Origin of the sequence: Zhengella sedimenti (assembly GCF_046506625.1) — a bacterium.
GTDB lineage: Bacteria > Pseudomonadota > Alphaproteobacteria > Rhizobiales > Rhizobiaceae > Zhengella > Zhengella sedimenti.
Genome location: NZ_JBKFFP010000004.1, coordinates 35,162 through 58,001 on the forward strand (window position 1 = coordinate 35,162; position 22,840 = coordinate 58,001).

Sequence of the window (22,840 nt, forward strand, 5' to 3'; positions counted from 1 at the left end):
AAGGTTTTGTGATGCAGGTTACCGAAACGCTCAATGAAGGGCTCAAGCGCGAGATCAAGGTTGTCGTGCCGGCCACCGACATGGAAGCGCGTCTCGCGGAGCGTCTCGCGGATGCCCGCTCGAAGGTGCGGATCAACGGTTTCCGTCCGGGCAAGGTCCCGACCGCCCATCTGCGCAAGATGTACGGCAAGTCGATCATGGCCGAGATCGTGAACGAGATCCTTGCCGATTCCTCGCGCAGCGTTCTGCAGGAGCGCGGCGAGAAGGCCGCCATGCAGCCCGAGGTCGCCATGACCGAGGACGAGGCCGAAGCCGGCCAGATCCTCGACGGCAAGGCCGATTTCGAGTTCACGCTTACCTATGAAGTCATTCCGCCCATCGAGATCCAGGACGCATCCTCGATCGCGGTGACGCGCCAGGTCGTCGACATCTCCGACGAGGAAGTGGACGAGCAGGTCCGCCAGATCGCCGAATCCGCCCGCGACTACGAGCCCAAGAAGGGCAAGGCCGCTGACGGCGACCGCGTGACCATCGACTACGTCGGCAAGCTGGACGGCGAGCCCTTCGATGGCGGAACCGACAGCGATGCCAACCTCGTTCTCGGTTCCGGCCGTTTCATTCCCGGTTTCGAGGAACAGCTCGTCGGCGTCAAGGCCGGTGAGGAGAAGACCATCACCGTAACCTTCCCGGACGACTACCAGGCCGCGCACCTTGCCGGCAAGGAAGTCACCTTCGATATCACCGTCAAGGAAGTGGCTGCACCCGGCGCACTCGAGATCAACGACGATCTGGCGCAGAAGCTGGGCCTTGAAAGCGCCGACAAGCTGCGCGAGATCGTCCGACAGCAGATCGAGAGCCAGTATGGCCAGGCGACCCGCCAGAAAGTGAAGCGCCAGCTTCTCGATGCGCTGGACGAGGCCTACAAGTTCGAGGCGCCGTCGCGCCTCGTCGACGCGGAATTCCGCAACATCTGGGGCACCGTCGAGGCCGACCTGCAGCGCGCGGGCAAGACCTTTGCCGATGAGGACACGACCGAGGAAGAAGCCCGCGAGGAATACATGCGCCTGGCCGAGCGCCGCGTGCGCCTGGGTCTCGTGCTCTCCGAGATCGGCGAAAAGGCCGGTGTCCAGGTGGGCGAGGAAGAAGTTCAGCGCGCAGTTTACGAACAGGTGCGCCAGTATCCGGGCCAGGAGCAGCAGGTCATCGACTACTTCCGCCAGAACCCGGAAGCCATCAATGCCATCCGCGCGCCCCTTTTCGAGGAAAAGGTCGTCGACCACCTGCTGACCCAGGTCAACGTGACAGACGAGACGGTCTCCAAGGAAGCCCTGCTGGCCGATGACGAGGACGAGCAGTCCGCCTCCGAAGCCAAGCCGGAGAAGAAGAAGGCCCCGGCCAAGAAGAAGGCTGCCGCAAAGAAGAAGGCGGACGACGCCGAGGAATAAGGCGAACGTCTTCTTGCAGGAACAGGACAAGGGCCGCCGGAAACGCTCCGGCGGCCTTTTTCATGGCCGTGATCAGAAAAGCTGAAGCGCCTTCATGCTGACATGGCCATCCTTGCCGATGATGATGTGGTCATGCACGGTGATGCCAAGCGGCGCCGCGCTTTCGGCGATTGTCCGGGTCATGTCGATGTCGGCACGCGACGGCGTCGGGTCACCCGAGGGATGGTTGTGCACAAGGATGATCGCGGTTGCGGCCAGTTCGAGGGCACGGTGAATGACCTCGCGCGTGTAGACCGGCGTGTGATCGACCGTTCCCGTCTGCTGGACCTCATCGGCGATGAGCGCGTTCTTCTTGTCCAGGAACAGGATCCGGAATTGCTCGCGTGGCTCGTGCGCCATCGCCGCGGTGCAATAGTTGATGACGGCGGACCATGACGCCATCACCTGCTTGTGCCGGATTTCCGATTTCAGCGCACGCTGCCCCACGGCCGAGACGAGCTTCAGTTCCGCCGCCACGATCGCGCCGACCCCGCTCACCTCCTGGAGCAGGTTGACCGGCGCGCCGAGAACGCCGGCGATCGAGCCGAACCGGCCGATCAGCGCCTTGGCGACCGGTTTGGTATCCCGGCGCGGTATCAGCCGGTAGAGCAGCAGTTCAAGCAACTCGTAATCCGCAAGCGCGCCTTCGCCGGCCGTTGCGAACTTTTCCCGCAGCCGTTCGCGGTGGCCGTGCCAGTGCGGCTTGGCTTCCTCGGGGCGGGACCTTGTCCGGAACGGGGAGGGTGCATGTGCGGAATCGGCAAACATGCCGCGCTCGTCGGCGTCTTCATCCATGGCTCAGTCTGTCCGCCCCGTGGCGCCGCGAGGGAATCGCCGGCAACCACAAACCCCACAGCCCTGAAACTACCGGATCGGGATCATGGAGGGAAGGGCAGAGCCTCAGCCCGCAGGCAGGCCCGGCTTGTCTAGACCCGCGGGCGACAGCGTGAAGATCTCGCAACCGTCGGCCGTCACGCCCACCGTGTGTTCGTATTGTGCCGAGAGCGAGCGGTCGCGGGTCACCGCGGTCCATCCGTCAGCCAGCACTTTCACATGCGGGCGCCCGAGATTGATCATCGGCTCGACGGTAAAGATCATGCCTTCCCGCATTTCCACGCCGTCCGAAGGCGTTCCGTAGTGCAGGATGTTCGGCGCGTCGTGGAACAGGCGACCGACACCGTGACCGCAGAAATCACGCACGACGGAGCAGCGCTCGCCTTCGGCATAGGCCTGGATGGCGGCCCCGATGGCGCCGGTCTTCACGCCAGGCCGGATGGCGGCGATGCCCCGCATCATGGACTCGTGCGTCACTTCCATCAGGCGTTCGGCAGCCCGCTTGATCTGGCCGACCGGGTACATGCGGCTTGAATCGCCATGCCAGCCATCGAGGATGTAGGTGACGTCGATGTTGACGATATCGCCTTCGCGCAGCGGCTTCTCATTCGGTATGCCGTGGCAGACGACGTGGTTGATCGAGGTGCAGCTGGACTTCGTGTATCCGCGATAGTTCAGCGTTGCCGGAATGGCGCCATTGTCAGCGCCGAATTCATAGACGAAACGGTCGATTTCCTCTGTCTGGAGGCCGGGACGGACCATGCCGGCCAGTTCGTCGAGGCAGCGCGCGGTCAATTGGCAGGCCTTGCGCATGCCTTCGAAGTCATCCGGCCCGTAGAGGCGGATCTGACCCGTGTTCTTCAGCGGCGCCGACGCCGCATCCACATATGTGACCATGATCCCGTTTCCCTGTGCCGGCTGTCGACCGGGTTGCAACCTGATTTCCACCCCCGTCAATGGCATCCAAATGGCATCAAATGCCGGGGCATTCAAGGCTTGGCCCGCCTGGCGCGTCATCCCGCCGGATCGATCATCCCGATCAGCCTGTCCGCCACGATGCCCTGCGTGGTCAGGCTGCAACCGAGCGCATGGGCCTCGACGCCCGCGGCGCGCGCGGCGCTGAAAGCCGCCGCATAGGCCGGGTCGAGGTCTGTGCACAGGCGGAACCGCTCGCAGTCGCCGCGCTGGATGAGATAGATCATCACCGCCCGGTGTCCCTCCTGTGCCATGGCGGCCAGTTCACCGAGGTGCTTGGCGCCGCGCGCCGTGACGGTATCGGGGAATTCCGCCAGGCCCTTTTCCCGCATCAGGTGAACGTTCTTCACCTCCACATAGGCGCGCCCCTTGGCGGGATCCTCGAGCAGGATGTCGATGCGCGAATTCCGGCCATAGCGCTGTTCGCGCTTCAGGGCGGCCCAGCCGTGGAGCCCCGGCACCAACCCGCCAAGAATTGCCTCCTCGACAAGCCGGTTGGGCAGGCCGGTATTGATGCCCACCAGCGTTCCGTCCGCCTCCACCAGTTCGAGCGTATGGGCATATTTGCGCTTGGGATTGCCGGAATGCGACAGCCAGACCGTCATGCCCGGTTCGCTCAGCCCCATCATCGATCCGGTATTGGGCACCGATACGGTCACCTCCTGCCCGTTGGCAAGGGTGACATCGGCCAGGAAGCGCTTGTAGCGCCGGATCAGCGTGGCGCGAAGGAGGGGACCGGGAAACTGCATGACAGACTTGATGCCGCAGCCGAAAGCATCGCGCAAGGCATCATCCCCGTGTTTTCCATGATCGGGGAAGCAGGCCCCGGACCAGGTCCACATGGACCGTACGACAAGTCAGCGACGGAACATCACGAAGCGGCCAACCTCCGGCTTTCCGGCGGAGTGATGTCCTGGCATGTCCTGGCCATGGCAAGCATCAAGAAAAATCCATATTATGAGGAAGAATGTTCTGTGGAATAGAATTATGTCGATCATCAATCTTCATCATCTCCGCCTGTTCAGGGCGGTTGCGCGCGACGGGACGCTGACCGGCGCCGCCCGGGCGCTCAACATTTCGCAATCGGCTGTCTCCACACAGATCAAGGCGCTGGAAGCGTCCCTTGGCCATGATCTCTTTGAACGGGCGGGGCGCAACCTGGTCCTGACCGAAGCCGGACGCATCGCCCTCGACCATGCGGAGGAAATCTTCCGTGCCGCGGAAGACCTGGCAGCCACGTTGAAGGCCGCCGGAACCAGGCGGCAAGTCCTGCGGATCGGCGCGCTCGCGACACTGTCGCGCAATTTCCAGATCGCCTTTCTCGAACCGGTCCTCGGCCGGGCGGATGTCGAGGTCGTGCTGCGATCGGGTGCGCAGCCGGATCTTCTGCGGGCGCTGGAAGCGATGGCTGTCGACGTGGTTCTCACGAATCTGGTTCCAGCCCGCGATTCGGTCAGCCCCTATCTCGTGCACAAGCTGTCGGAACAGCCCGTGAGCCTGATCGCGGTGCCCGATCCGGACTTGGCGGACCGGACGGTGCGGCAACTCCTGGAAGCGCGCTCGCTGATTCTCCCGACGCCGGAATCGGCATTGCGGGCCTCCTTCGACGCGCTCGTCGCACGGCTTGGCGTCGTGCCCCGGCTCGCGGCGGAGGCCGATGACATGGCCATGCTCCGGCTTCTCGCGCGAACGGGCGCCGGCCTTGCCGTGATCCCGCCAATCGTCGTTCGTGACGAACTTTCTGCGGGCACGCTTGTGGAATATGCAAGGCTCGACGGGATCACCGAGAATTTCTGCGCAGTCACCCTGCAAAGGCGGTTTGCGAATCCCCTCGTTGCCGAAGCGCTGGCCGCCTACACGGATATCGAGTGAGGCGTGCCGTCATTGCCTGTCAGGATTCGTCCTGAAGCGGGATTGCGCAGGAGAAACGATAGGGCCCTTCCATTTCCACGGTCATGGTCCCGCGCCATTTCTGTTCGACAAGCGCGTGTTTCAGTCTTGAACCGAAGCCCGTCCCGGAGATTTTCTTCGCCACTTTTTCGCTGTCGCTCCAATCCAGATGAAATATTCGCGCCTCGCCGGCCGGTTCGATATGCCAGGTGAGGCTGACCTTTCCACCGGGAGTCGACAGGCCCCCGTACTTGAGTGAATTGGTGGCCAGTTCGTAGAGGACGAGAGCCATGTCGAATGCCAGATCCGCCGGCAGGCGGATATCCCGGCCCCGGATTTCCAGACGGTCCCTTTGCAGGCCCAGCACTTCCTCGATCAGCGACCGGAACCGCATGTTGCTCCAGCCGCTCCTGGTGATCAGTTGATTGGCGCGGGATAGCGATTCCAGCCGGCTGATGAAGGATTGCAGCGCCGTGGCAGGGTCTGAATGGGTCCGGAAGGTCTGCGAGGCGAGCGAGGCAACCACCTGGAGAAGGTTGCCGGAGCGGTGCGCCATCTCCCGCAGGATGAGCCGCTGGCGTTCATTGGCCTCGTGCTGCCGGGCGCCCTGCGCGACGATGTTGGCGATGGAAATCAGCGCATCGACGTCATGTTCGTCGAATGTCCGCAGATCCCGGTCATGAATGCCGAAGACGCCGAAGGGACGGTCCGACGCCCCGGCGATCACGACGCTCATGCCGCTGCGCACACCGTGATCCCGGAGCAGGGCGGGGCCGGAAAAGCGGCTTTCGACCGTCAGGTCGGACACGATCACCGGCCGGGATGACGTGAGGGTGTAACCGGCCTGCGAATCCAGGTCGATCCCGACGCTGGCCTTGCCGACGAGGCCCTCATTCCAGCCGGTGCCGGACACCAGCTTCAGTTCATCGGCGCTGTCGACGAACTGGAGGATCTTGGCCAACGGAACATCGAAGACCTGTGCCGCGGTTTCGACGGCCTTGTCCATGATGTCGTTGAGCGAGACGTCGCCCAGCGCATAGCTGCCCAGTTCCTGTATGCCCTTCTGCTGGGTGAAGCGTTTCTCCAGGTCCTTCTTGCCACTGACGCTGGCCGTGACATCCCTGCAGACACCGGTCAGGTACCGCTCGCCGTTGCGGCCATGGAAGACACCGCCCTTCGCCTCGATCCACACCGGCCGGTTCGCGCGGGCCAGCGCGGACCGGTAGACCACCGCATAGGGTTCTCCCGTCTCGATGCTCCGGGTGATGGCGAGCCAGACCGCTTCCGCGTCTTCCGGATGCAGGTCGCGGCGAAAGCTTTCCAGGGTTCCGTCGAAGGAACCGGGCTCCATGCGGTGTATGGCTTCCAGGTTTTCGGTCCACTCCAGCGCCTCGCCTTCGATACGCCAGCGCCAGACACCGACTTCGCCCAGGCGAAGACCTGGAATGATATCGTCCGGATCCACCAACACCTCACCCGGCATGATACCCCTCGCGGCTTTGACAGGAAATTATCGGGCAGATTAGGAAACAATCACGACCTGGTCACCCGGAATCAGCCGCAGGCCGTGCGAATTCGCAAACCGGGCCGCCCGGTCCGGCCTGCCATCGTTGCGCCTTGCCTTCGGCGAGGACAGCGCGGATACACGGCATCGTCCGGGAAGCGGACATGCGGAAAACGGGACGGACATGCTTCTGACAACGATCTGGCCGATCTTTGCCCTGATCTGCGCCGGCTATCTGCTTGCGCGAAAAGGGTTCCCGGCAGCCGGATTCTGGCCCGCCGCCGAGCGTCTCACCTACTTCCTGCTGTTTCCGGCACTTCTCGTGTCCAGCCTGGCCGAAGCGCCGGTTCACGATCCGCATGTGCCGCGCCTTGGCGCGGCGGCCGTGGCGGCCATCCTGGTGGCGAGCGCGGGACTGGCCCTGGCGCAGCGCTTCCGTCCCATGCCGGCTGCCCGCTTCGGCCCGGTCCTCCAGGGCGTGGTCCGCTTCAACACCTATCTCGCCCTTGCCGTTCTTGCCCTGATCGCGGGGAGCGAAGGCATCGGGCGAGCGGCGGTCTATCTCGCGGTCTCGGTTCCCTTGGTCAATGTTCTGGCGATCATCGCGTTGAGCGGGGGCAGCACAACGCGGGCACCGCGGGCGCTGTTGCGCAGCGTCGCCGCAAATCCGCTCGTGCTTGCCTGCCTGGCGGGATTTGCCCTGGCCCTGAGCGGCATTGGCCTTCCCTTCGGCACGGGCGCTTTCCTGAAACTCCTGGGGCAGGGCAGCCTGCCGCTGGGACTGCTCTGTGTCGGTGCCGCGCTCAGACCCGAAACCCTGCGCGCCGATCTGCCCGGCCTGTTCGCGACCGGTGCGGCACGCCTGCTGTTCATGCCAGTCCTGGCCACCGCATCAGCATGGCTGTTCGGCCTGTCCGGTATCGAGGCGCTGGTGCTGGTCGTCTTCTCCGCCGTCCCCACGGCCCCGACGGCCTATGTCCTGACGCGGCAGATGAAGGGCGACGGCACGTTCATGGCCGGCATCGTCACTTTCCAGACCCTGGCCGTCGTGTTTACGCTCCCGCTCGTCCTGATGCTGGCCGGCGTCGATTGATGCCGGCGGGCAACACCCCGACCGCCAGATGACACCCGGCAAGCGGCGCGGAGACGAACAGTATCGCGGCGTTGACAGGCGTCAATGCCGGTATTTCCCGCCGTTCTCCTATTTGCGTCGTTGTTGATGTCTCTGGGAGAGAGAGAAATGCCGATAGCGATTGCACCGGTTCTGACCAATCTCGACGGCGACCGGGTGACCTTCACCCAGGGGCAGGGACCCGTCTTCATCGATGCGGCGGGAACAGGCACCGACAATCACGGCATGGCGCCGGTCGCGGCCGGATTGAGCGATGCGGACTCCGCCGATTTCGACGGCGGCAACCTGACGGTCAGCGTCGCGGCCGGTGCCGTGGCCGCCGAGGATCTCCTCACCCTCGATACATCCGGCACGGTGGCCCTGTCGGGCACGACGGCCGGTGCGACGGTCTCGGTGGGCGGCACCGTCATCGGCACGCTGGTCAACGATATCGCCGCGGGCAACGACCTCGTTGTCAGCTTCAATGCCAATGCCACGGCGTCCCTGGTGAGCACCCTGGTCCACTCGGTCCAGTACGAAAACACGAACACGGCCGGACCCGATACGGGCCTGCGCACGATCCGCGTCACGGTCGACGACGGCGATGGCGCGGTTTCGGCGAACAATGACGTGACGGTCGGCATCCTGCAGTCGGGTTCGGCTGAATTCACCGACAGCGGCCAGACGCTTGGCAGCAGCAACAGCCGCTATGTCACCATGGGCGATGTGGATGGCGACGGCGATCTCGATGTTCTTGTCGCAAACTCCAACCAGGCCAACCGCGTATATCTCAACGACGGAAGCGGAACTTTCGTCGACAGTGGCCAGGCGCTCGGCACGGCCGACAGCTGGGGCGTGGTTCTCGGCGATGTCGACAACGACGGCGATCTGGATGCATTCGTGACGAACCGGAACGCGGGCAACCGCGTCTGGTTGAATGACGGTACGGGTGTCTACACCGATAGCGGCCAGTCGCTTGGCACGGGTGACAGCCGCGCGGTTGCCTTTGGCGACGTGGACGGCGATGGGGATCTTGATGCCGTCGTCGCGAATTACGGACAGGCCAACCGGGTCTGGCTGAACAACGGCGCCGGCACGTTTACCGACAGCGGCCAGGCGCTCGGCACCTCGCAGACCCTCGGCATCACGCTCGGGGACGTGGACGGCGACGGCGATCTCGACATGTTCACCGCCAATGCGAACCAGGCGGACCGGGTCTGGATCAATGACGGGTCAGGCACCTTCACCGACAGCGGCCAGACCCTTGGCACCAGCTATGGAAGCAACGTCGTCCTGGGCGATCTCGACGGCGATGGCGATCTGGACGCTTTCGTGACCAATTGGGGTCAGCCCAACACGGTCTGGCTCAATGACGGCACCGGAACCTACACCGACAGTGGCCAGGCGCTCGGCAATTCGCGAAGCAATGGCGTCATGCTGGGCGACCTTGATGGCGACGGCGATCTCGACGCGTTCGTCGCCAACAACATCGATGGAAACCGGGTCTGGCTCAATGACGGGTCCGCAGTGTTCTCGGAAGGCGGGCTGGCGCTTGGTTCGGATTATGCCATTGGCGTCGCCCTCGGCGACATCGATGCGGATGGCGACCTCGACGCCTATGTGGCCAATGATCTGGGGTCGAACCGGGTTTGGGTGAATATCGAAAGCCCGGCAATCTCCGAACTGGCATCCGACACGGCTGGCTTTGTCGAAGGCTTCGGACCCGTCATCCTCGACCAGGCGCCAGGCGCGGTGGTCGTCGATGGCGACTCGGCCGATTTCGATACCGGAACGCTCACGGTTTCCATCGTGGCCGGAGGACATGCTGCGGAAGACGTGCTCGCCATCCGCAACGAGGGAACCGGCGCGGGCCAGATCGGCATATCGGGTGGCACGGTCACCTGGGGCGGCGTCGCGATCGGCACCTGGACGGGTGGCACCGGCGGCGCAGCCCTCGTGATCACCTTCAACGCTTCGGCAACGCCGGCCGCCGCCGAGGCCCTGATCCGCAATATCACATACGACAACCCCGGCAACGATGTCCCGACACCCGGCGACCGCACGGTGCGGTTCACCCTGACCGATGGCGATGGCGGGTCCAGCGGGGATCATGATGTCGTCGTCACGGTCACAGGCGTCAACGACGCTCCGGTCTTCACCGGCCTCGACGCGGCGCTCGTGGCACAGGCAAGCGGCGCGGCAGTCGTCATGGACAATGATGTGACCATTGCTGACGCCGAACTCGATGCGGCCGGTTCCTATGCCGGTGCGTCGATCACCATCCAGCGCCAGGGCGGCGCGGATGCCGGTGATATTTTCGGCCATTCCGGGACCCTTGAGACCTTGACGGAAGGGGGAAGCCTGACGGTTGGCGGTACGGTGATCGGGACGGTCACGGCGAACTCGGCTGGAACCTTGACCTTGACCTTCGAGGCAGCAGCAACGGCATCCCTCGTCAATGACGCCCTCCGCCAGGTCACCTTCCGCAACACCGGCAACGATACGTCGGCCGTCACTCTGGACTGGACCTTTTCCGACGGCAACAGTGGTGCCCAGGGAACAGGCGGCGCGGGCACGGCATCCGGATCCATATCCGTGACGCTGGCGATATTCACCGCACAAGACGATGTTGTCGATCTGAACGACTACGACCTGTCGGCGTTCCCGGGGCAGGCCGATGGCCTTGCCGGAAACGATGTGGTTGTCCTGAGCGAAACGCAGAACATCGGAACCCCGTTCTCCGCAGGCGTTGGCAACGATACGGTGACGGGTTCGGGCAGCGGCGATGTCATCAACGGTGATGCGGGAAATGATGTCCTGGTGGGGCGGGGAGGCGATGACACGCTTTCCGGCGGCGATGGCAACGACACGGTCCGTGGCGGATCAGGGGCGGATGTCCTGTCCGGCGGGGCTGGCTTCGACACGCTGAATTACGCGGATTCGACGGCGGCCGTTCAGGTCTTTCTGGGCGGGAACACGGCTTCCGGCGGCGATGCCGCCGGCGATACGATCTCCGGTTTTGAAAACCTCGTCGGTTCCAATTTCGATGACCGGCTCTATGGTTCCGCCCAGGTCAATCTTCTCGACGGAGGCGCCGGGAACGATATCCTGCTGGGTAACAATGGCAATGACACGCTGCGCGGGCGCGCCGGGCGCGATATCCTCTATGGCGGCAATGACGCCGACGTTTTCGTCTACCTCTCCATGTCCGATTCCGGCCAGTTGTTCGCCGACCGCGACCGCATCCAGGACTTCACCGATGGCGAGGACCGGTTCGACCTGTCGGCCCTTGATGCGAATGCCGGCCTTGGCGGGGATCAGGCCTTCACCTTTGTCGGCCGCTTCTTTTCCGGCACCGCCGGGGAATTGCGTGCCTATGAATATGCCGGTTTGGTCACCATCCTGGAGGGCGATGTCGACGGCGACCGGGTGGCCGATTTCCGTCTCGAAGTACTCGGCACGGGGCTCGGTATCGACGCAAGCGATTTCATTCTCTGACGGCCGCGGGATTGTGCCGACTGAAGTCCGGGACGGTGGGGGGACAGAGCGTAAGGCCGTCAGCTGCCGGAAACAGGCAGAACGCCGGGCAGCGGCCGAAGCAGACAATTGTTCTGGAAAGAGGTGGTACGCCCTACGGGACTCGAACCCGTGTTTCCGCCGTGAAAGGGCGGCGTCCTAGACCGCTAGACGAAGGGCGCGTTCAAGACGAGACGGCGTATAGAAAGATTCCGGGCGGTGGGCAACCCCTGTTGATGCGGATTGCGAAAAAAAGTTCTCCGCATGCCGATGCCAATGGCAGTTTCAGCGGACCGGGCATGGAGGCGGAAAGGCAAGGATCCGGTGCCACTGCCGCAGCGCGCCGGCATTTCAGATGCTTCCGGCATTTTTTTCATGTCGATTCGAGCGAGGCCGGCCCGCGTGACGGCTGCTTTCGGGCGCCGGGGCATGAAACGATCTGCGGAATGCCGATCGTTCTATTTGCGCTTGCGGGACGAACGGCGGCAGCGCCAGTTCCAGTCGCGTTCCGGGCCTATATCCACGTGCACCGACTGGGTGTGGCAATAGGTGCCGACACCGCCACGACCCGGCATGGTGCGCAGGTATTTCGCCAGATCCCACTTGGAAACGCCGGCGATCTGGATGTCGGCGGCAGCGCAATACATGTGCAGGGAATTTTTCGCGCCGCGCGCGCGCCTGTTGCGTTTCGGGCTGCGGTAACCGGACGTGACAACGACCTTCTGGCCGTAGTGGCGTTCCAGTGTCTTCAGGACGCGAACGAGCTGCGGCTTGAGGCAGGCGACATCGACGTCGGCGGTCTGCACGGCCAGTCCGTTCGGTGCAAGGCGCGCCAGGCCCGTGACCGATGCCACGCGCACCGGCCTGTCATCGGCTTCGTTGATATCGACGTCGCTGTCGTCGTAACCGCCGGACTTGCGCGTGATCTCGAAAAGGGATTCCGCGCGAACGCCGGGCAGGGCTGTCAGGCTCCCGGTGGCACCTGCGGGAAGGTCGGAGGTCAGCGATGCCGTCCGCACCGCTTTGCGCGCCGTGGCCGCGGGTTTTGGTGCGGCGGCCGGGGCACGGCTGCGGCCGGTGTCCGCCAGCGCCATGGCCGGGCGGGGAGGTTGCGTTGAAAACAGCGAGGACAGGAAGCCCCGCTTTTCGATCTGCGGAGAGGCGGAGGCAACCTGGATCGGCCGCGCTTCAGCCCCGCCGGCGGGGTTTGCCGCCACTGCGGCTGTTCCGCTCCCAGGCCGCGGCGCGGCGCTCGGCACGGGCAGCGGCCCCGCCGCCTGGGCCACGCGGGCCGATGCGATGGCGCTTTCGGCCGATTGCGATCCGGAGGATCCGTCGATCGTTTCGCCTGATTCCGGCAATGCTGCAGAGGCTGCCACCGTTTCGAACGGAGTTCCGCTTTCCCCCTGATCGCCGTCCGGGCCATCGCCGGAAGCGCCGGTTTCGGTGCCGGCTTCATTGCCCGCGGCCTGCAAGGAACTGGCGGCCACGTCGGCACCGTCCTGGCTGACCGGTTCGAAGGCGGCGGCGTCGCCCTGTGACTGACTTGTTCCCAGCGAGGCCTGGGATGCCACATCGGCCAGCGCGACTTCCATCGGCGGAACCGCTGTTGTGCTGCAACCGGTAAGGCCCGCTGCAATCGTCGCGACGGCCACACATCCCGCCAACGCGCTCCATCCGGGCAATCGCGCCTTGTTCAACAATCATCCCCCTTGGCCGCCGGCCCCCTCGGGCTCAAGCCACGGCCAGGCTCGCGGTAAAGTTCACAACGCCAATCGAATCGAGTCCCCTGGCGCGTGTTTGTGACTATAGCACGGCGGTTAATCGTCAATTGAGGCGACAAGATGAAGATGGCATGGCGGCCAGCTTGCGGCAAGGCGACGCATCTTGTGCCGGTATCCGGTCAGACACGCGCCAGCACATATTCACCAGGCGCATCGCAAAGGGCCTTGAGCTTCCTGCCGCCGATCTTGCGCGCCTTGACCCGCTCGCCGGCCTCCATGGACTCGATCCAGGCCTGCCAGTGCGGCCACCAGGATCCGGGGGTTTCCCGGGCCGAGGCCACCCAGTCCTCGAAAGAACCCTCCGGCTTGCCGCCGGTCCAGTACTGGTACTTCACCTTGTCGGGCGGATTGACGACACCCGCGATATGGCCGGATCCCGCCATCACATACTGGACATCGCCGCCGAAGAAGCGGCAGCCGTGAAAGACGGACTTGGCCGGCGCGATATGGTCCTCCCGCGTGGCGAGGTTGTAGACCGGGATCTTGATGTCCTCGAGATGAACCGGCGCGCCGCCAAGCTGCATGGTTCCCTTCGACAGGTTGTTCTCAAGATAGCAGTTGCGCAGGTAGAAGGAATGATTGGCGGCCGTCATCCGCGTGGAATCCGAGTTCCAGTAGAGCAGGTCGAAGGCCATCGGCGTCTTGCCGCGCATGTAGTTGTTGACGGCGTAGTTCCAGATCAGTTCGCGCGAGCGCAGCATGTTGAAGGCCGTCGCCATCTTGCCGCCATCCAGGTAGCCCTTCGTCTCCATCTGCCGCTCAACGGATTTCACCTGGTCCTCGTCGACGAAGACGAGCAGGTCGCCGCCATACGTGAAATCCACCTGGGTGGTGAAGAAGGTCGCGCTGCGGATGCGCGTTTCGCCGTCGCGGGCGAACATGGCAAGGGCGGCTGCCAGAAGCGTCCCGCCAACGCAATAGCCGATCGCATTGACCTCGCGCTCGCCGGTCGCCGCCTCGATGGAATCGAGCGCCAGCACGATGCCTTCCTCGATATAGGCCTCCCAGGTCTTCTTGCGGTGGCGCTCGTCCGGGTTGACCCAGGAGACGACGAAGACGGTATGCCCCTGTTCCGTCAGCCAGCGGATGAAGGATTTCTCCTTGTTGAGGTCGAGGATGTAGAACTTGTTGATCCACGGCGGGACGATCAGGAGAGGGCGCTTGAGCACGGTCGCGGTCGCCGCCTCGTACTGGATGATCTCGGCCGTCTCGGACCGCGCGATCACCTTTCCGGGCGTGTTGGCCATGTTGACGCCGACCTTGAACGGGCTCGTGTCGACCTGCCTGATCTTCAGGTCGCCCTGGCCTGCCTCGATATCCTCTGCCAGCATCTGCATCCCGCGCACGATGTTCTCGCCGTTCGAGGCGATCGTCTCGCGGTAGAGTTCGGGGTTGGTCAGCAGAAAATTGGATGGCGAAATGGCGTTGGAGATCTGGTCGACATAGAACCCCGCCTTGTGACGCGTCTTCGGGTCCAGGCCGTCGGCTTCCGTCACCAGGTCATGCGCCCAGCGGCTTGTCACCAGGTAGGTCTGCTTGAGGAAGTCGAAGAAGGCGTTGTTGTCCCATTCCGGATCCGCGAACCGCTTGTCGCCCTTTTCGGGTTTGACCGCACCCTCGTCGACGTCACCGGTGGCGCGGCGCACCGAGTTCGTCCACACCGTCATGTAGTTGGAGAAAAGGCGGGTCTGCGCGTCGAGCGCGCGCGCCGGATCAGAGAGCCAGTATTCGCCGACCTTCGAGAAGGTCTTGACCATGTCGGCCATGGGTTCGGCCATCGGATCGACCTTGCCCTCCTCGCGCGGCGCGATCCAGTTGGAAGCCGCCTTGCCCGCCGCCTCAATGGCCCTGGCCATGTTGCGCGCAAAGGCCTCGGGATCCTTGACGACGTAGGAATCAAGCTGATCGGTCGACGGACCCGATTCCTTCTTGTCCTTGCCGTCCTTAGACATTGGCCCTATTCCTCCCGAAAGCTCGTGTACCGGCTTGTTATTGACACAATAGGCTGTAACCGTTGCCCCATACAAGCGCGACAAAGGTTGGTCAGCTTTTCCTTGTCTCCCGCCCGCGCGATCCTGCGGAGTGCGCCTACAGGATGAATTCGATGAGGCTTTTCATGCCGCAAGGTGTCAGCATGATGACGGCGTTGCGGGCGGCGGCCGCTGCGTCCGGCCTGATTGTTGCTGCCTGCACGACCGCCAGCCTCGAGGATGCCGCGCCGCGCTCGCTCCTGCCTCCGCCTTCTGTTCCCGGAGCGGCCGAAACCCCGGCGCCGGCCGGAACGGTTGCCGGGGCGGATGAACCGGACACCGGCCGGCCTGCTCCGGTGCCGCCCACCTTGTCCAATGCGCGCGATACCGGCCAGTTCCCGAACATCAACGTCGTGCCGAAGGGCCAGACGGCCCAGATCAGCCCTGCGCAGCGGGCGGCCACCGTGTCCGAACTGAACGCGGCGCGCAATTCGCAGCGTGCGTCGGGCGCGGGCGCACGCGTCGGCGGCGAGGGGGAGTTGCGCCGTCTCGGACGCACGCACACTCGCGAAGCGCTGGAAGAGATCGAAAGCGAGTGACGGTATCGACCCGGCTCCGGCGAGGGTGTATAGCGAACGACTGAAGGGGTTCCGGCCAGCGCCCGGAGCCTTGCATCTCCAGGGATTTCGACGGTCACGAACATGGAAGAATTTCACAAGGTCCGCAGGCTTCCACCTTACGTCTTCGAGCAGGTCAACCGTCTGAAGGCCAGCGCCCGCGCCGCCGGCGCCGACATCATCGATCTCGGCATGGGCAATCCGGATCTGCCGACGCCGAAATCCATCGTCGACAAGCTTGTCGACGTGGTCCGCGATCCGCGCACCCACCGCTATTCCTCCTCGCGCGGAATTCCCGGCCTGCGCAAGGCTCAGGCCAACTACTATGCCCGCCGCTTCGGCGTGAAGCTCAATCCCGACACGCAGATCGTCGCCACGCTGGGCTCGAAGGAAGGCTTCGCGAACATGGCCCAGGCGATCACCGCGCCGGGCGATGTCATCCTGTGCCCGAACCCGACCTACCCGATCCATGCCTTCGGCTTCATCATGTCGGGCGGCGTGATCCGCGCGCTGCCGGTGGAACCGGATGACGCCTTCATGGCGGCACTGGACAGGGGCGTGCGCCATTCCATCCCCAAGCCGCTGGCGCTCATCCTGAACTATCCGTCGAACCCGACGGCCCATGTGGCATCGCTCGACTTCTACAAGGAAGTCGTGGCCTATGCCCGCAAGAACGACATCATCCTCCTGTCCGACCTTGCCTATTCGGAGATCTACTTCGATGGCGCTCCGCCGCCCTCGATCCTCGAGGTGCCCGGCGCCATGGATGTGGCCGTGGAGTTCACCTCCATGTCCAAGACCTTCTCCATGCCCGGCTGGCGCATGGGTTTCGCTGTCGGCAACGAACGCCTGATCGCGGCGCTTGCGCGCGTGAAGTCCTATCTGGACTACGGCGCGTTCACGCCGATCCAGGTGGCGGCCACCGCCGCGCTGAACGGCGACGGCACCGAGATCGAGGAAGTCCGCCAGATTTACAAGGCGCGCCGCGACGTCATGGTCGATTCGTTCGGCCGCGCCGGCTGGCAGGTTCCGCCACCGCCGGCGACCATGTTCGCCTGGGCCCCGATCCCCGAACCCTTCAAGGCGATGGGTTCGCTTGAATTCTCCAAACTGCTGGTCGAGAAGGCCCATGTGGCCGTGGCGCCTGGCATCGGTTTCGGCGAGCATGGCGACGATCACGTGCGCCTGGCGCTGGTGGAAAACGAGCACCGCATCCGCCAGGCCGCGCGCAACATCAAGAAGTTCCTGTCCGCCGCCTCGCCGGTGGACAACGGAAATGTCGTGCCGCTTTCCGCGCGGCGTTGACGTCGGGCGGGCCGGCGTCCTGCCGGCCCTGTCAAACCATATGACCGGATATCGAATCGGGGGACAAGGCGACCATGGCTGAGGCGCTGCGGGTAGGAATTGCCGGATTGGGCACTGTGGGCGCATCGGTGGTGCGCATTCTCGGCGAACACGGCGCCGTCCTGACGCGCCAGTGTGGCCGCGTGATCGAAGTCGCCGCTGTGAGCGCGCGCGACCGCGGCAAGGATCGCGGTGTCGATCTGTCCGGCGTGACCTGGTACGACGATCCGGTGGCGCTCGCCGCCTCGGCGGATATCGATGTCTTTGTCGAACTGATCGGTGGCGATGCCGGCGCGCCGCTGGATGCGGTCAAGGCCGCACTTGCAGCGGGACGCCATGTCGTGACCGCCAACAAGGCATTGCTGGCCCGGCACGGCGTGGAACTGGCCGCCAGCGCCGAGGAAAACGGCGTGCTCCTGAACTTCGAGGCGGCGGTGGCTGGCGGCATACCGGTCATCAAGACCATGCGCGAGGCGCTGGCGGGCAACACGGTCGAGCGCGTCTTCGGCATCATGAACGGCACCTGCAACTACATCCTGACCCGGATGGAGGAAGAGGAAATCCCGTTTGCCGAGGTGCTCGCCGATGCCCAGCGCCTGGGTTATGCCGAGGCCGATCCGACCTTCGACATCGAGGGCAACGACACCGCCCACAAGCTTTCCATCCTCACGGCCATTGCCTTCGGGACACAGATTGCCGCCAACGACATCTACCTCGAGGGCATTTCCAACATCACCCTGGCGGATATCCGCGCGGCCGGCGAGCTTGGCTACCGCATCAAGCTGCTCGGCGTGGCACAGAAGACCGACAGCGGCATCGAGCAGCGTGTCCATCCGACCATGGTGCCCAAGAGTTCGGTCATCGCGCAGGTTCATGGCGTGACCAACGCGGTCGCCATCGAAACGGACCTGCTCGGCGAACTTCTCCTGTCCGGCCCTGGCGCTGGCGGCAATGCGACGGCCTCGGCGGTCATCGGCGACATCGCCGACATTGCCAAGAGCCGCCCCGGCTTCCAGCACGGCCCGGCGCTCGGCTGGCCGGCGCGCGACCTCAAGCCCTGCGAGAAGGCGCAGATGCGCAGCCATGAGGGCGGCTACTTCATCCGCCTGACGGTGCATGACCGGGTCGGTGTCTTCGCCGACATTGCGCGGCGCATGGCCGACAACGCCATCTCGCTGGAGTCCATCGTCCAGCATTCCGATCCGGCCGGCGACGGCAAGGGCGCGGCCAAGACCGTCATCCTCGTCACGCACGAGACCACGGAGGCGGCCGTGCGCAAGGCGGTCGAGGGAATCACGGCCGACGGCCATCTGACCGACAGGCCGCAGGTCATCCGCATCGAGAGGGCGGGTTGAGCGTGCCATTCCGGGCATCCTCGGCAAGTCGTTGACTTTCAATCGGTTTGAATTTTACCGAACCGGCAGAAAGACCGGCGCGGGCCTTGCGGGCCGTCCGATGCTCTGACAAAAGATCGCGCCAGCAGGGGTGCGCCGGGAGGCCCGCCCCGCTTTCTATCGGATCTTTCCAGTCAGGACGTGCCATGGCCAAGAACGCATCTTCCGGTCTCGACCGTATCCTTACCCTCGAACTGGTGCGCGTCACCGAGGCGGCGGCCGTCGCGGCGGCGCGGCTGCGCGGGCGTGGCGACGAGAAGGCCGCCGACCAGGTGGCCGTCGATGCCATGCGCAACGAACTCAACCGCCTGCCGATCTCCGGCACGGTGGTGATCGGCGAGGGCGAACGCGACGAGGCGCCGATGCTTTTTATCGGCGAGGAGGTCGGCATGGGCGGCTCGGAGGTCGATATCGCGCTCGATCCGCTGGAAGGCACCACGATCTGCGCCAAGAACCTTCCCAATTCGCTGGCCGTCATCGCCATCGCGGAGAAGGGCAGCCTGCTCTACGCACCGGACGTCTACATGGACAAGATTGCCGTCGGCCCCGGCTATCCAAAGGGCATCGTCAGCCTGGAAGCCAGCGCCAGGGACAACATCAACGCCCTCGCCAAGGCCAAGGGCGTGCCGGTCAACGAGATCACGGCCTGCATCCTTGACCGTCCGCGCCATGCCCGCCTGATCGAGGACGTGCGCGAGACCGGCGCGGCGATCCGCCTGATCGGCGACGGCGACGTGGCCGGCGTGATCCACACCACCGACCCGGACGAGACGGGCATCGACATCTATCTTGGCATCGGCGGCGCGCCGGAAGGCGTGCTCGCGGCAGCCGCGCTGCGTTGCATCGGCGGCCAGATGGAGGGCAGGCTGCTGCTCAATTCCGACGAGAAGATCGCGCGCGCCCGATCCATGGGGATCGAGAATCCCGACAAGATCTACACCATGGAGGAAATGGCGCGCGGCGACGTCCTCTTCGCGGCGACCGGCGTGACCGACGGCAACCTGCTTTCGGGCGTGAAGTTCGCTCGCGACTATATCGGCACGCACACCATCGTCATGCGGTCCTCGTCGCAGACCGTGCGCGAGATCAAGGCGAAGCACCAGGACCAGAGCAAGTTCTGACCGGGTCCGACGGGGCAGCCGTCGCCCGGCGCAATTGCGGGTTGTCTGCGTTTCTTGCCAATATTGTGCCATCATGTCCGCGGAGGCTTGCGCCGCAGGAGACAGGAAAGGCGATATGTCGGCAAACGGAGGCCAAGGGCCCCAGCAGCCCGAACTGCGCCACCGGATCATGGCCGGTTTCATCGGCAATGTCGTGGAGTGGTATGATTTCGCACTCTATGGCTTTCTTGCGGGCGTCATCGCACCTGTGTTCTTTCCGGCCGGCAGCCCGACGGCCGGATTGATCGCGACATATGGCATCTTTGCCGCCGGTTTCATCATGCGGCCGCTCGGTGCGGCGGCGTTCGGCTGGTTCGGCGATCGCTACGGCCGCGCGCGCACGATGCAGATATCGGTCGTGATGATGGCGCTGCCGACGCTGTTGCTCGGACTGTTGCCGTCCTACCAGACAGCTGGCCTTCTGGCGCCGGCACTTCTGGTTCTGGTGCGCCTTGTGCAGGGGCTGTCGGTCGGTGGCGAATTTTCGTCCTCCGTGACCTATCTTGTGGAAACGGCGCCTGAAGGCAGGCGCGGTCTTGTCGGAAGCTGGACCAATATCGGGTCCATGACCGGGTCGCTGCTTGGCGTCGGCGCTGCCGCGCTGGTGACAAACGTCTTCAGCCAGGAGGCACTTGGCGAATGGGCCTGGCGCCTGCCGTTCCTGGCTGGTGCGCTGCTGGGCACCACGGCCATCTGGCTGAGGCGCAACCTGCATGCGTCCAAACGGTTCATGGCGCATCATGCCGCTCGTGACGACACGTCGCCGCTTCTGCAGGCATTCACCACCAACCGGCACGAGACCTTCCTGGCGCTTGCTTTCGCCGCCTCATACGGCACCAGCTACTATATCGCCTTTGTCTACCTGCCCGAATGGCTCTCGGCGCAAGGCCTCATGGAACGCGCGACTGCGCTCACGATCAACACCGGAATGACGCTGCTCATCATTCCGGCCATGCCGCTTCTGGCCATCGTGGGTGACCGCCTGCTGGCGCGGCGGACTTGGATCGCGATGGCCATGCTTGCGCTCGGCCTCGCCGCATGGCCAATGCATGAATGGATGCTGGCGTCCGGCGGATCGTGGCTGTCGGTGATCTGCACCCATGTGCTGACCTTCCTGCTGCTTGCGGTTCCGCTTGGGTCCGGTCCGGCCCTGTTTGCCGAGCTTTTTCCCGAAGCCGACCGCCTTTCGGGATACTCGGTCGCATTCAATCTCGGGCTGGGAGTCTTCGGCGGCCTGACGCCGATGATCTCTACGAGCCTGATCGCCGTAACCGGTCTGGCGACGGCGCCGGCCTTATACATGACATTGGCCGCCACGGTTGCCGTTGTAGCCCTGTTCATGATGCCGGACCGTAGCCGTACCCCGCTGCGATGACCCATGGCCACGCCATCGCGGCGCTTGCCAACCGGACGCAATCAACGCCACGGTGACCAGCCGCAACGAATCACTGTCAGGGAAGTCGATGGATAGTGCCTGTTTCCTCAATGTCCGGCAATCGGCTTCCGGTCTGGCCTGGCGTTCGCGCCTCGGGCCGGTGGAGGAAAACGCCGCGCTGGCCATGGCTCAGACCCTTGGCATCGACGATCTCGTCGCCCGGGTCATGGCAGGCCGCGGCGTCACGCTGGAGGAGGCAAAGGGCTTCCTGCAACCGACCATTCGCGCCCTCATGCCCGATCCGTCCAGCCTGACCGGCATGGACGAGGCGGCGGCGCGCATTGCCGCCAGTATCCTTGGAGGCGAGCGGGTCGCAATTTTCGGCGACTACGATGTCGACGGGGCAGCGTCCTCGGCGCTGATGAGCCGCTACCTGCGCCATTACGGGGTTCCGCACGAGATCTACATTCCAGACCGGATCTTCGAGGGTTATGGCCCCAATCCGGCCGCCATGCGCGAACTGCGCGCCCGTGGCGCGTCGCTGATCGTCACGGTCGATTGCGGCTCCAACAGCACCGAGGCCATCGCCGCAGCCAGCGATGCGGGCGCCGATGTGGTCGTGCTCGATCATCACCAGGTCGTCGGCGCATTGCCGGAAGCCGCACTTGGCGTGGTCAATCCCAACCGGGATGACGACCTGTCGGGCCAGGGCCATCTTTGTGCTGCCGGCGTTGTCTTCCTGGCGCTGGTCCGCGTTTCGGCCATGCTGCGCGCCCGTCCGGGTGTCAAGCCGCCGCCGGATCTGCTCGCCATGCTCGACCTCGTGGCCATGGCGACGGTCTGTGATGTCGTGCCGCTCAAGGGCCTCAACAGGGCCTTTGTCAGCCGTGGCGTCCAGGTTGCGCGGCGGCTGGAAACGCCCGGCATGGCGGCACTCGCCGAGGTTGCCCGCATCGGCGAGCCGATCGCGCCCTGGCATTTCGGCTTTGCACTCGGTCCGCGCATCAATGCCGGCGGGCGCATCGGCGATGCCGCGCTCGGAAGCCGGCTTCTGGCCGGCGACGATCCGGCCGAGGCACGCGAGATCGCGGCGCGGCTCGACATGCTGAACCGTGAACGCCAGGCCATGGAGCAATCCATGATGGAGGAAGCGCGCGCCCAGGCCGACGCCGAACTCATGCATGGCAATGGACCGGCCGTGCTGGTGACGGAAAGCACGGAGTGGCATCCGGGTATCGTGGGACTGATCGCCTCGCGGCTGAAGGATGCCGCCCGCCGGCCGGCCTTCGCCATCGCCTTTGACGCCAATGGCAGGGGGACGGGGTCCGGCCGGTCCATTCCGGGCCTCGATCTCGGCCGCCTGGTCGGCGAGGCGGTGCGCGAAGGGCTGCTGGTAAGGGGCGGTGGGCATGCCATGGCGGCCGGCATCACGGTGGAGCGCGCCAGGCTCGGCGATCTGCGTGCTTTCTTCGAGGAGCGGGCCCGCCAGGCGGTCGATACGCTGATGTCCGGGCAATCGATCAAGGTGGATGCCGCGCTGTCGGCCGAGGGCGCCAACCTGGCGCTAATGGACAGGCTGGATCAGGCCGGGCCGTACGGCGCCGGCCACCCGCAGCCGGTTTTCGCCATGCCCCGTCACACGGTGAGCGGGGTCCAGCCCGTCGGCAATGCCGGCGCGCATCTGCGTGTCACGCTGCAATCGCAGACCGGGCGGCGGATCGACGCCATGGCCTTTCGCGCCGCCGGTACGCCGCTCGGCCAATTCCTCACGCAGAGCCGGGGCCGCATGATCCATACGGCGGGCACACTCGCTGTGAATCACTGGAACGGCCAGATGCGTGTTCAGTACCGGCTGCTCGATGCGGCGGAAATCGTCTGAGAG

16 protein-coding genes and 1 tRNA gene are annotated in these 22,840 nt (G+C 64.7%); 10 read left to right on the top strand and 7 right to left on the bottom strand.

Annotated elements, in window-relative coordinates:
- The first annotated feature begins 11 nt into the window (after positions 1–11).
- The gene (gene tig / locus ACLB6G_RS12195; RefSeq protein ID WP_410356465.1) at positions 12–1,445 is read left to right on the top strand and encodes a trigger factor; all 1,434 of its coding nucleotides are present in this window, start codon (positions 12–14) and stop codon (positions 1,443–1,445) included.
- Positions 1,446–1,517: 72 nt separating this feature from the next.
- On the opposite strand, the gene radC is transcribed toward tig, so the two are convergent.
- The 3 genes from radC to sfsA form a co-directional block, all read right to left on the bottom strand.
- Positions 1,518–2,279 carry a RadC family protein gene (gene radC, locus ACLB6G_RS12200; RefSeq protein ID WP_410356466.1) on the bottom strand — a complete coding sequence of 254 codons (762 nt, stop codon included), beginning with the start codon at positions 2,277–2,279 and terminating at the stop codon, positions 1,518–1,520.
- Positions 2,280–2,384: 105 nt separating this feature from the next.
- Entirely contained in the window at positions 2,385–3,215 is an 831-nt protein-coding gene (gene map, locus ACLB6G_RS12205; protein WP_410356467.1) for a type I methionyl aminopeptidase, read from the bottom strand.
- A gap of 116 nt (positions 3,216–3,331) precedes the next feature.
- Positions 3,332–4,042 (bottom strand): DNA/RNA nuclease SfsA, encoded by a 711-nt coding sequence (gene sfsA, locus ACLB6G_RS12210; protein WP_410356788.1) that lies wholly within the window; start codon positions 4,040–4,042, stop codon positions 3,332–3,334.
- A gap of 238 nt (positions 4,043–4,280) precedes the next feature.
- Between sfsA and ACLB6G_RS12215 the strand changes: the two genes are divergently transcribed.
- The gene (locus ACLB6G_RS12215) at positions 4,281–5,165 is read left to right on the top strand and encodes a LysR family transcriptional regulator (RefSeq protein WP_410356468.1); all 885 of its coding nucleotides are present in this window, start codon (positions 4,281–4,283) and stop codon (positions 5,163–5,165) included.
- A 19-nt stretch (positions 5,166–5,184) separates the two neighbouring features.
- Here ACLB6G_RS12215 and ACLB6G_RS12220 read toward each other — a convergent pair whose 3' ends face one another.
- Positions 5,185–6,648 (bottom strand): sensor histidine kinase, encoded by a 1,464-nt coding sequence (locus ACLB6G_RS12220; protein WP_410356469.1) that lies wholly within the window; start codon positions 6,646–6,648, stop codon positions 5,185–5,187.
- A 223-nt stretch (positions 6,649–6,871) separates the two neighbouring features.
- Here ACLB6G_RS12220 and ACLB6G_RS12225 point away from each other — a divergent pair, with 223 nt between their 5' ends.
- The gene (locus tag ACLB6G_RS12225; RefSeq protein ID WP_410356470.1) at positions 6,872–7,780 is read left to right on the top strand and encodes an AEC family transporter; all 909 of its coding nucleotides are present in this window, start codon (positions 6,872–6,874) and stop codon (positions 7,778–7,780) included.
- Between the two features lie 147 nt (positions 7,781–7,927).
- Positions 7,928–11,296, top strand: a complete 3,369-nt coding sequence (locus ACLB6G_RS12230; RefSeq protein WP_410356471.1) for a beta strand repeat-containing protein — start codon at positions 7,928–7,930, stop codon at positions 11,294–11,296.
- A gap of 124 nt (positions 11,297–11,420) precedes the next feature.
- Here the strand turns inward: ACLB6G_RS12230 and ACLB6G_RS12235 are convergent.
- The 3 genes from ACLB6G_RS12235 to ACLB6G_RS12245 all read right to left on the bottom strand — a co-directional run bounded on the left by ACLB6G_RS12235 (position 11,421) and on the right by ACLB6G_RS12245 (position 15,050).
- Positions 11,421–11,496, bottom strand: a tRNA-Glu gene (locus tag ACLB6G_RS12235).
- Positions 11,497–11,772: 276 nt separating this feature from the next.
- On the bottom strand, positions 11,773–12,909 hold the full coding sequence (locus tag ACLB6G_RS12240) for a YcbK family protein (protein ID WP_410356472.1): 1,137 nt from the start codon (positions 12,907–12,909) through the stop codon (positions 11,773–11,775).
- Between the two features lie 308 nt (positions 12,910–13,217).
- Positions 13,218–15,050 carry a PHA/PHB synthase family protein gene (locus ACLB6G_RS12245; RefSeq protein WP_410356473.1) on the bottom strand — a complete coding sequence of 611 codons (1,833 nt, stop codon included), beginning with the start codon at positions 15,048–15,050 and terminating at the stop codon, positions 13,218–13,220.
- A 152-nt stretch (positions 15,051–15,202) separates the two neighbouring features.
- Here ACLB6G_RS12245 and ACLB6G_RS12250 point away from each other — a divergent pair, with 152 nt between their 5' ends.
- The 6 genes from ACLB6G_RS12250 (at position 15,203) to recJ (ending at position 22,837) form a co-directional block, all read left to right on the top strand.
- Positions 15,203–15,667 carry a hypothetical protein gene (locus ACLB6G_RS12250; protein ID WP_410356474.1) on the top strand — a complete coding sequence of 155 codons (465 nt, stop codon included), beginning with the start codon at positions 15,203–15,205 and terminating at the stop codon, positions 15,665–15,667.
- A 102-nt stretch (positions 15,668–15,769) separates the two neighbouring features.
- Complete coding sequence (locus ACLB6G_RS12255; protein ID WP_410356475.1) at positions 15,770–16,990, top strand: LL-diaminopimelate aminotransferase; 1,221 nt, start codon at positions 15,770–15,772, stop codon at positions 16,988–16,990.
- Between the two features lie 74 nt (positions 16,991–17,064).
- Complete coding sequence (locus ACLB6G_RS12260; RefSeq protein WP_410356476.1) at positions 17,065–18,384, top strand: homoserine dehydrogenase; 1,320 nt, start codon at positions 17,065–17,067, stop codon at positions 18,382–18,384.
- A gap of 185 nt (positions 18,385–18,569) precedes the next feature.
- A complete protein-coding gene (gene glpX, locus ACLB6G_RS12265) occupies positions 18,570–19,544 on the top strand; it encodes a class II fructose-bisphosphatase (protein WP_410356477.1) in 975 nt (324 codons plus the stop codon).
- Between the two features lie 115 nt (positions 19,545–19,659).
- A complete protein-coding gene (locus tag ACLB6G_RS12270) occupies positions 19,660–20,958 on the top strand; it encodes an MFS transporter (protein WP_410356478.1) in 1,299 nt (432 codons plus the stop codon).
- A gap of 88 nt (positions 20,959–21,046) precedes the next feature.
- Positions 21,047–22,837 (top strand): single-stranded-DNA-specific exonuclease RecJ, encoded by a 1,791-nt coding sequence (gene recJ / locus ACLB6G_RS12275; protein ID WP_410356479.1) that lies wholly within the window; start codon positions 21,047–21,049, stop codon positions 22,835–22,837.
- The last annotated feature ends 3 nt before the right edge of the window (positions 22,838–22,840 follow it).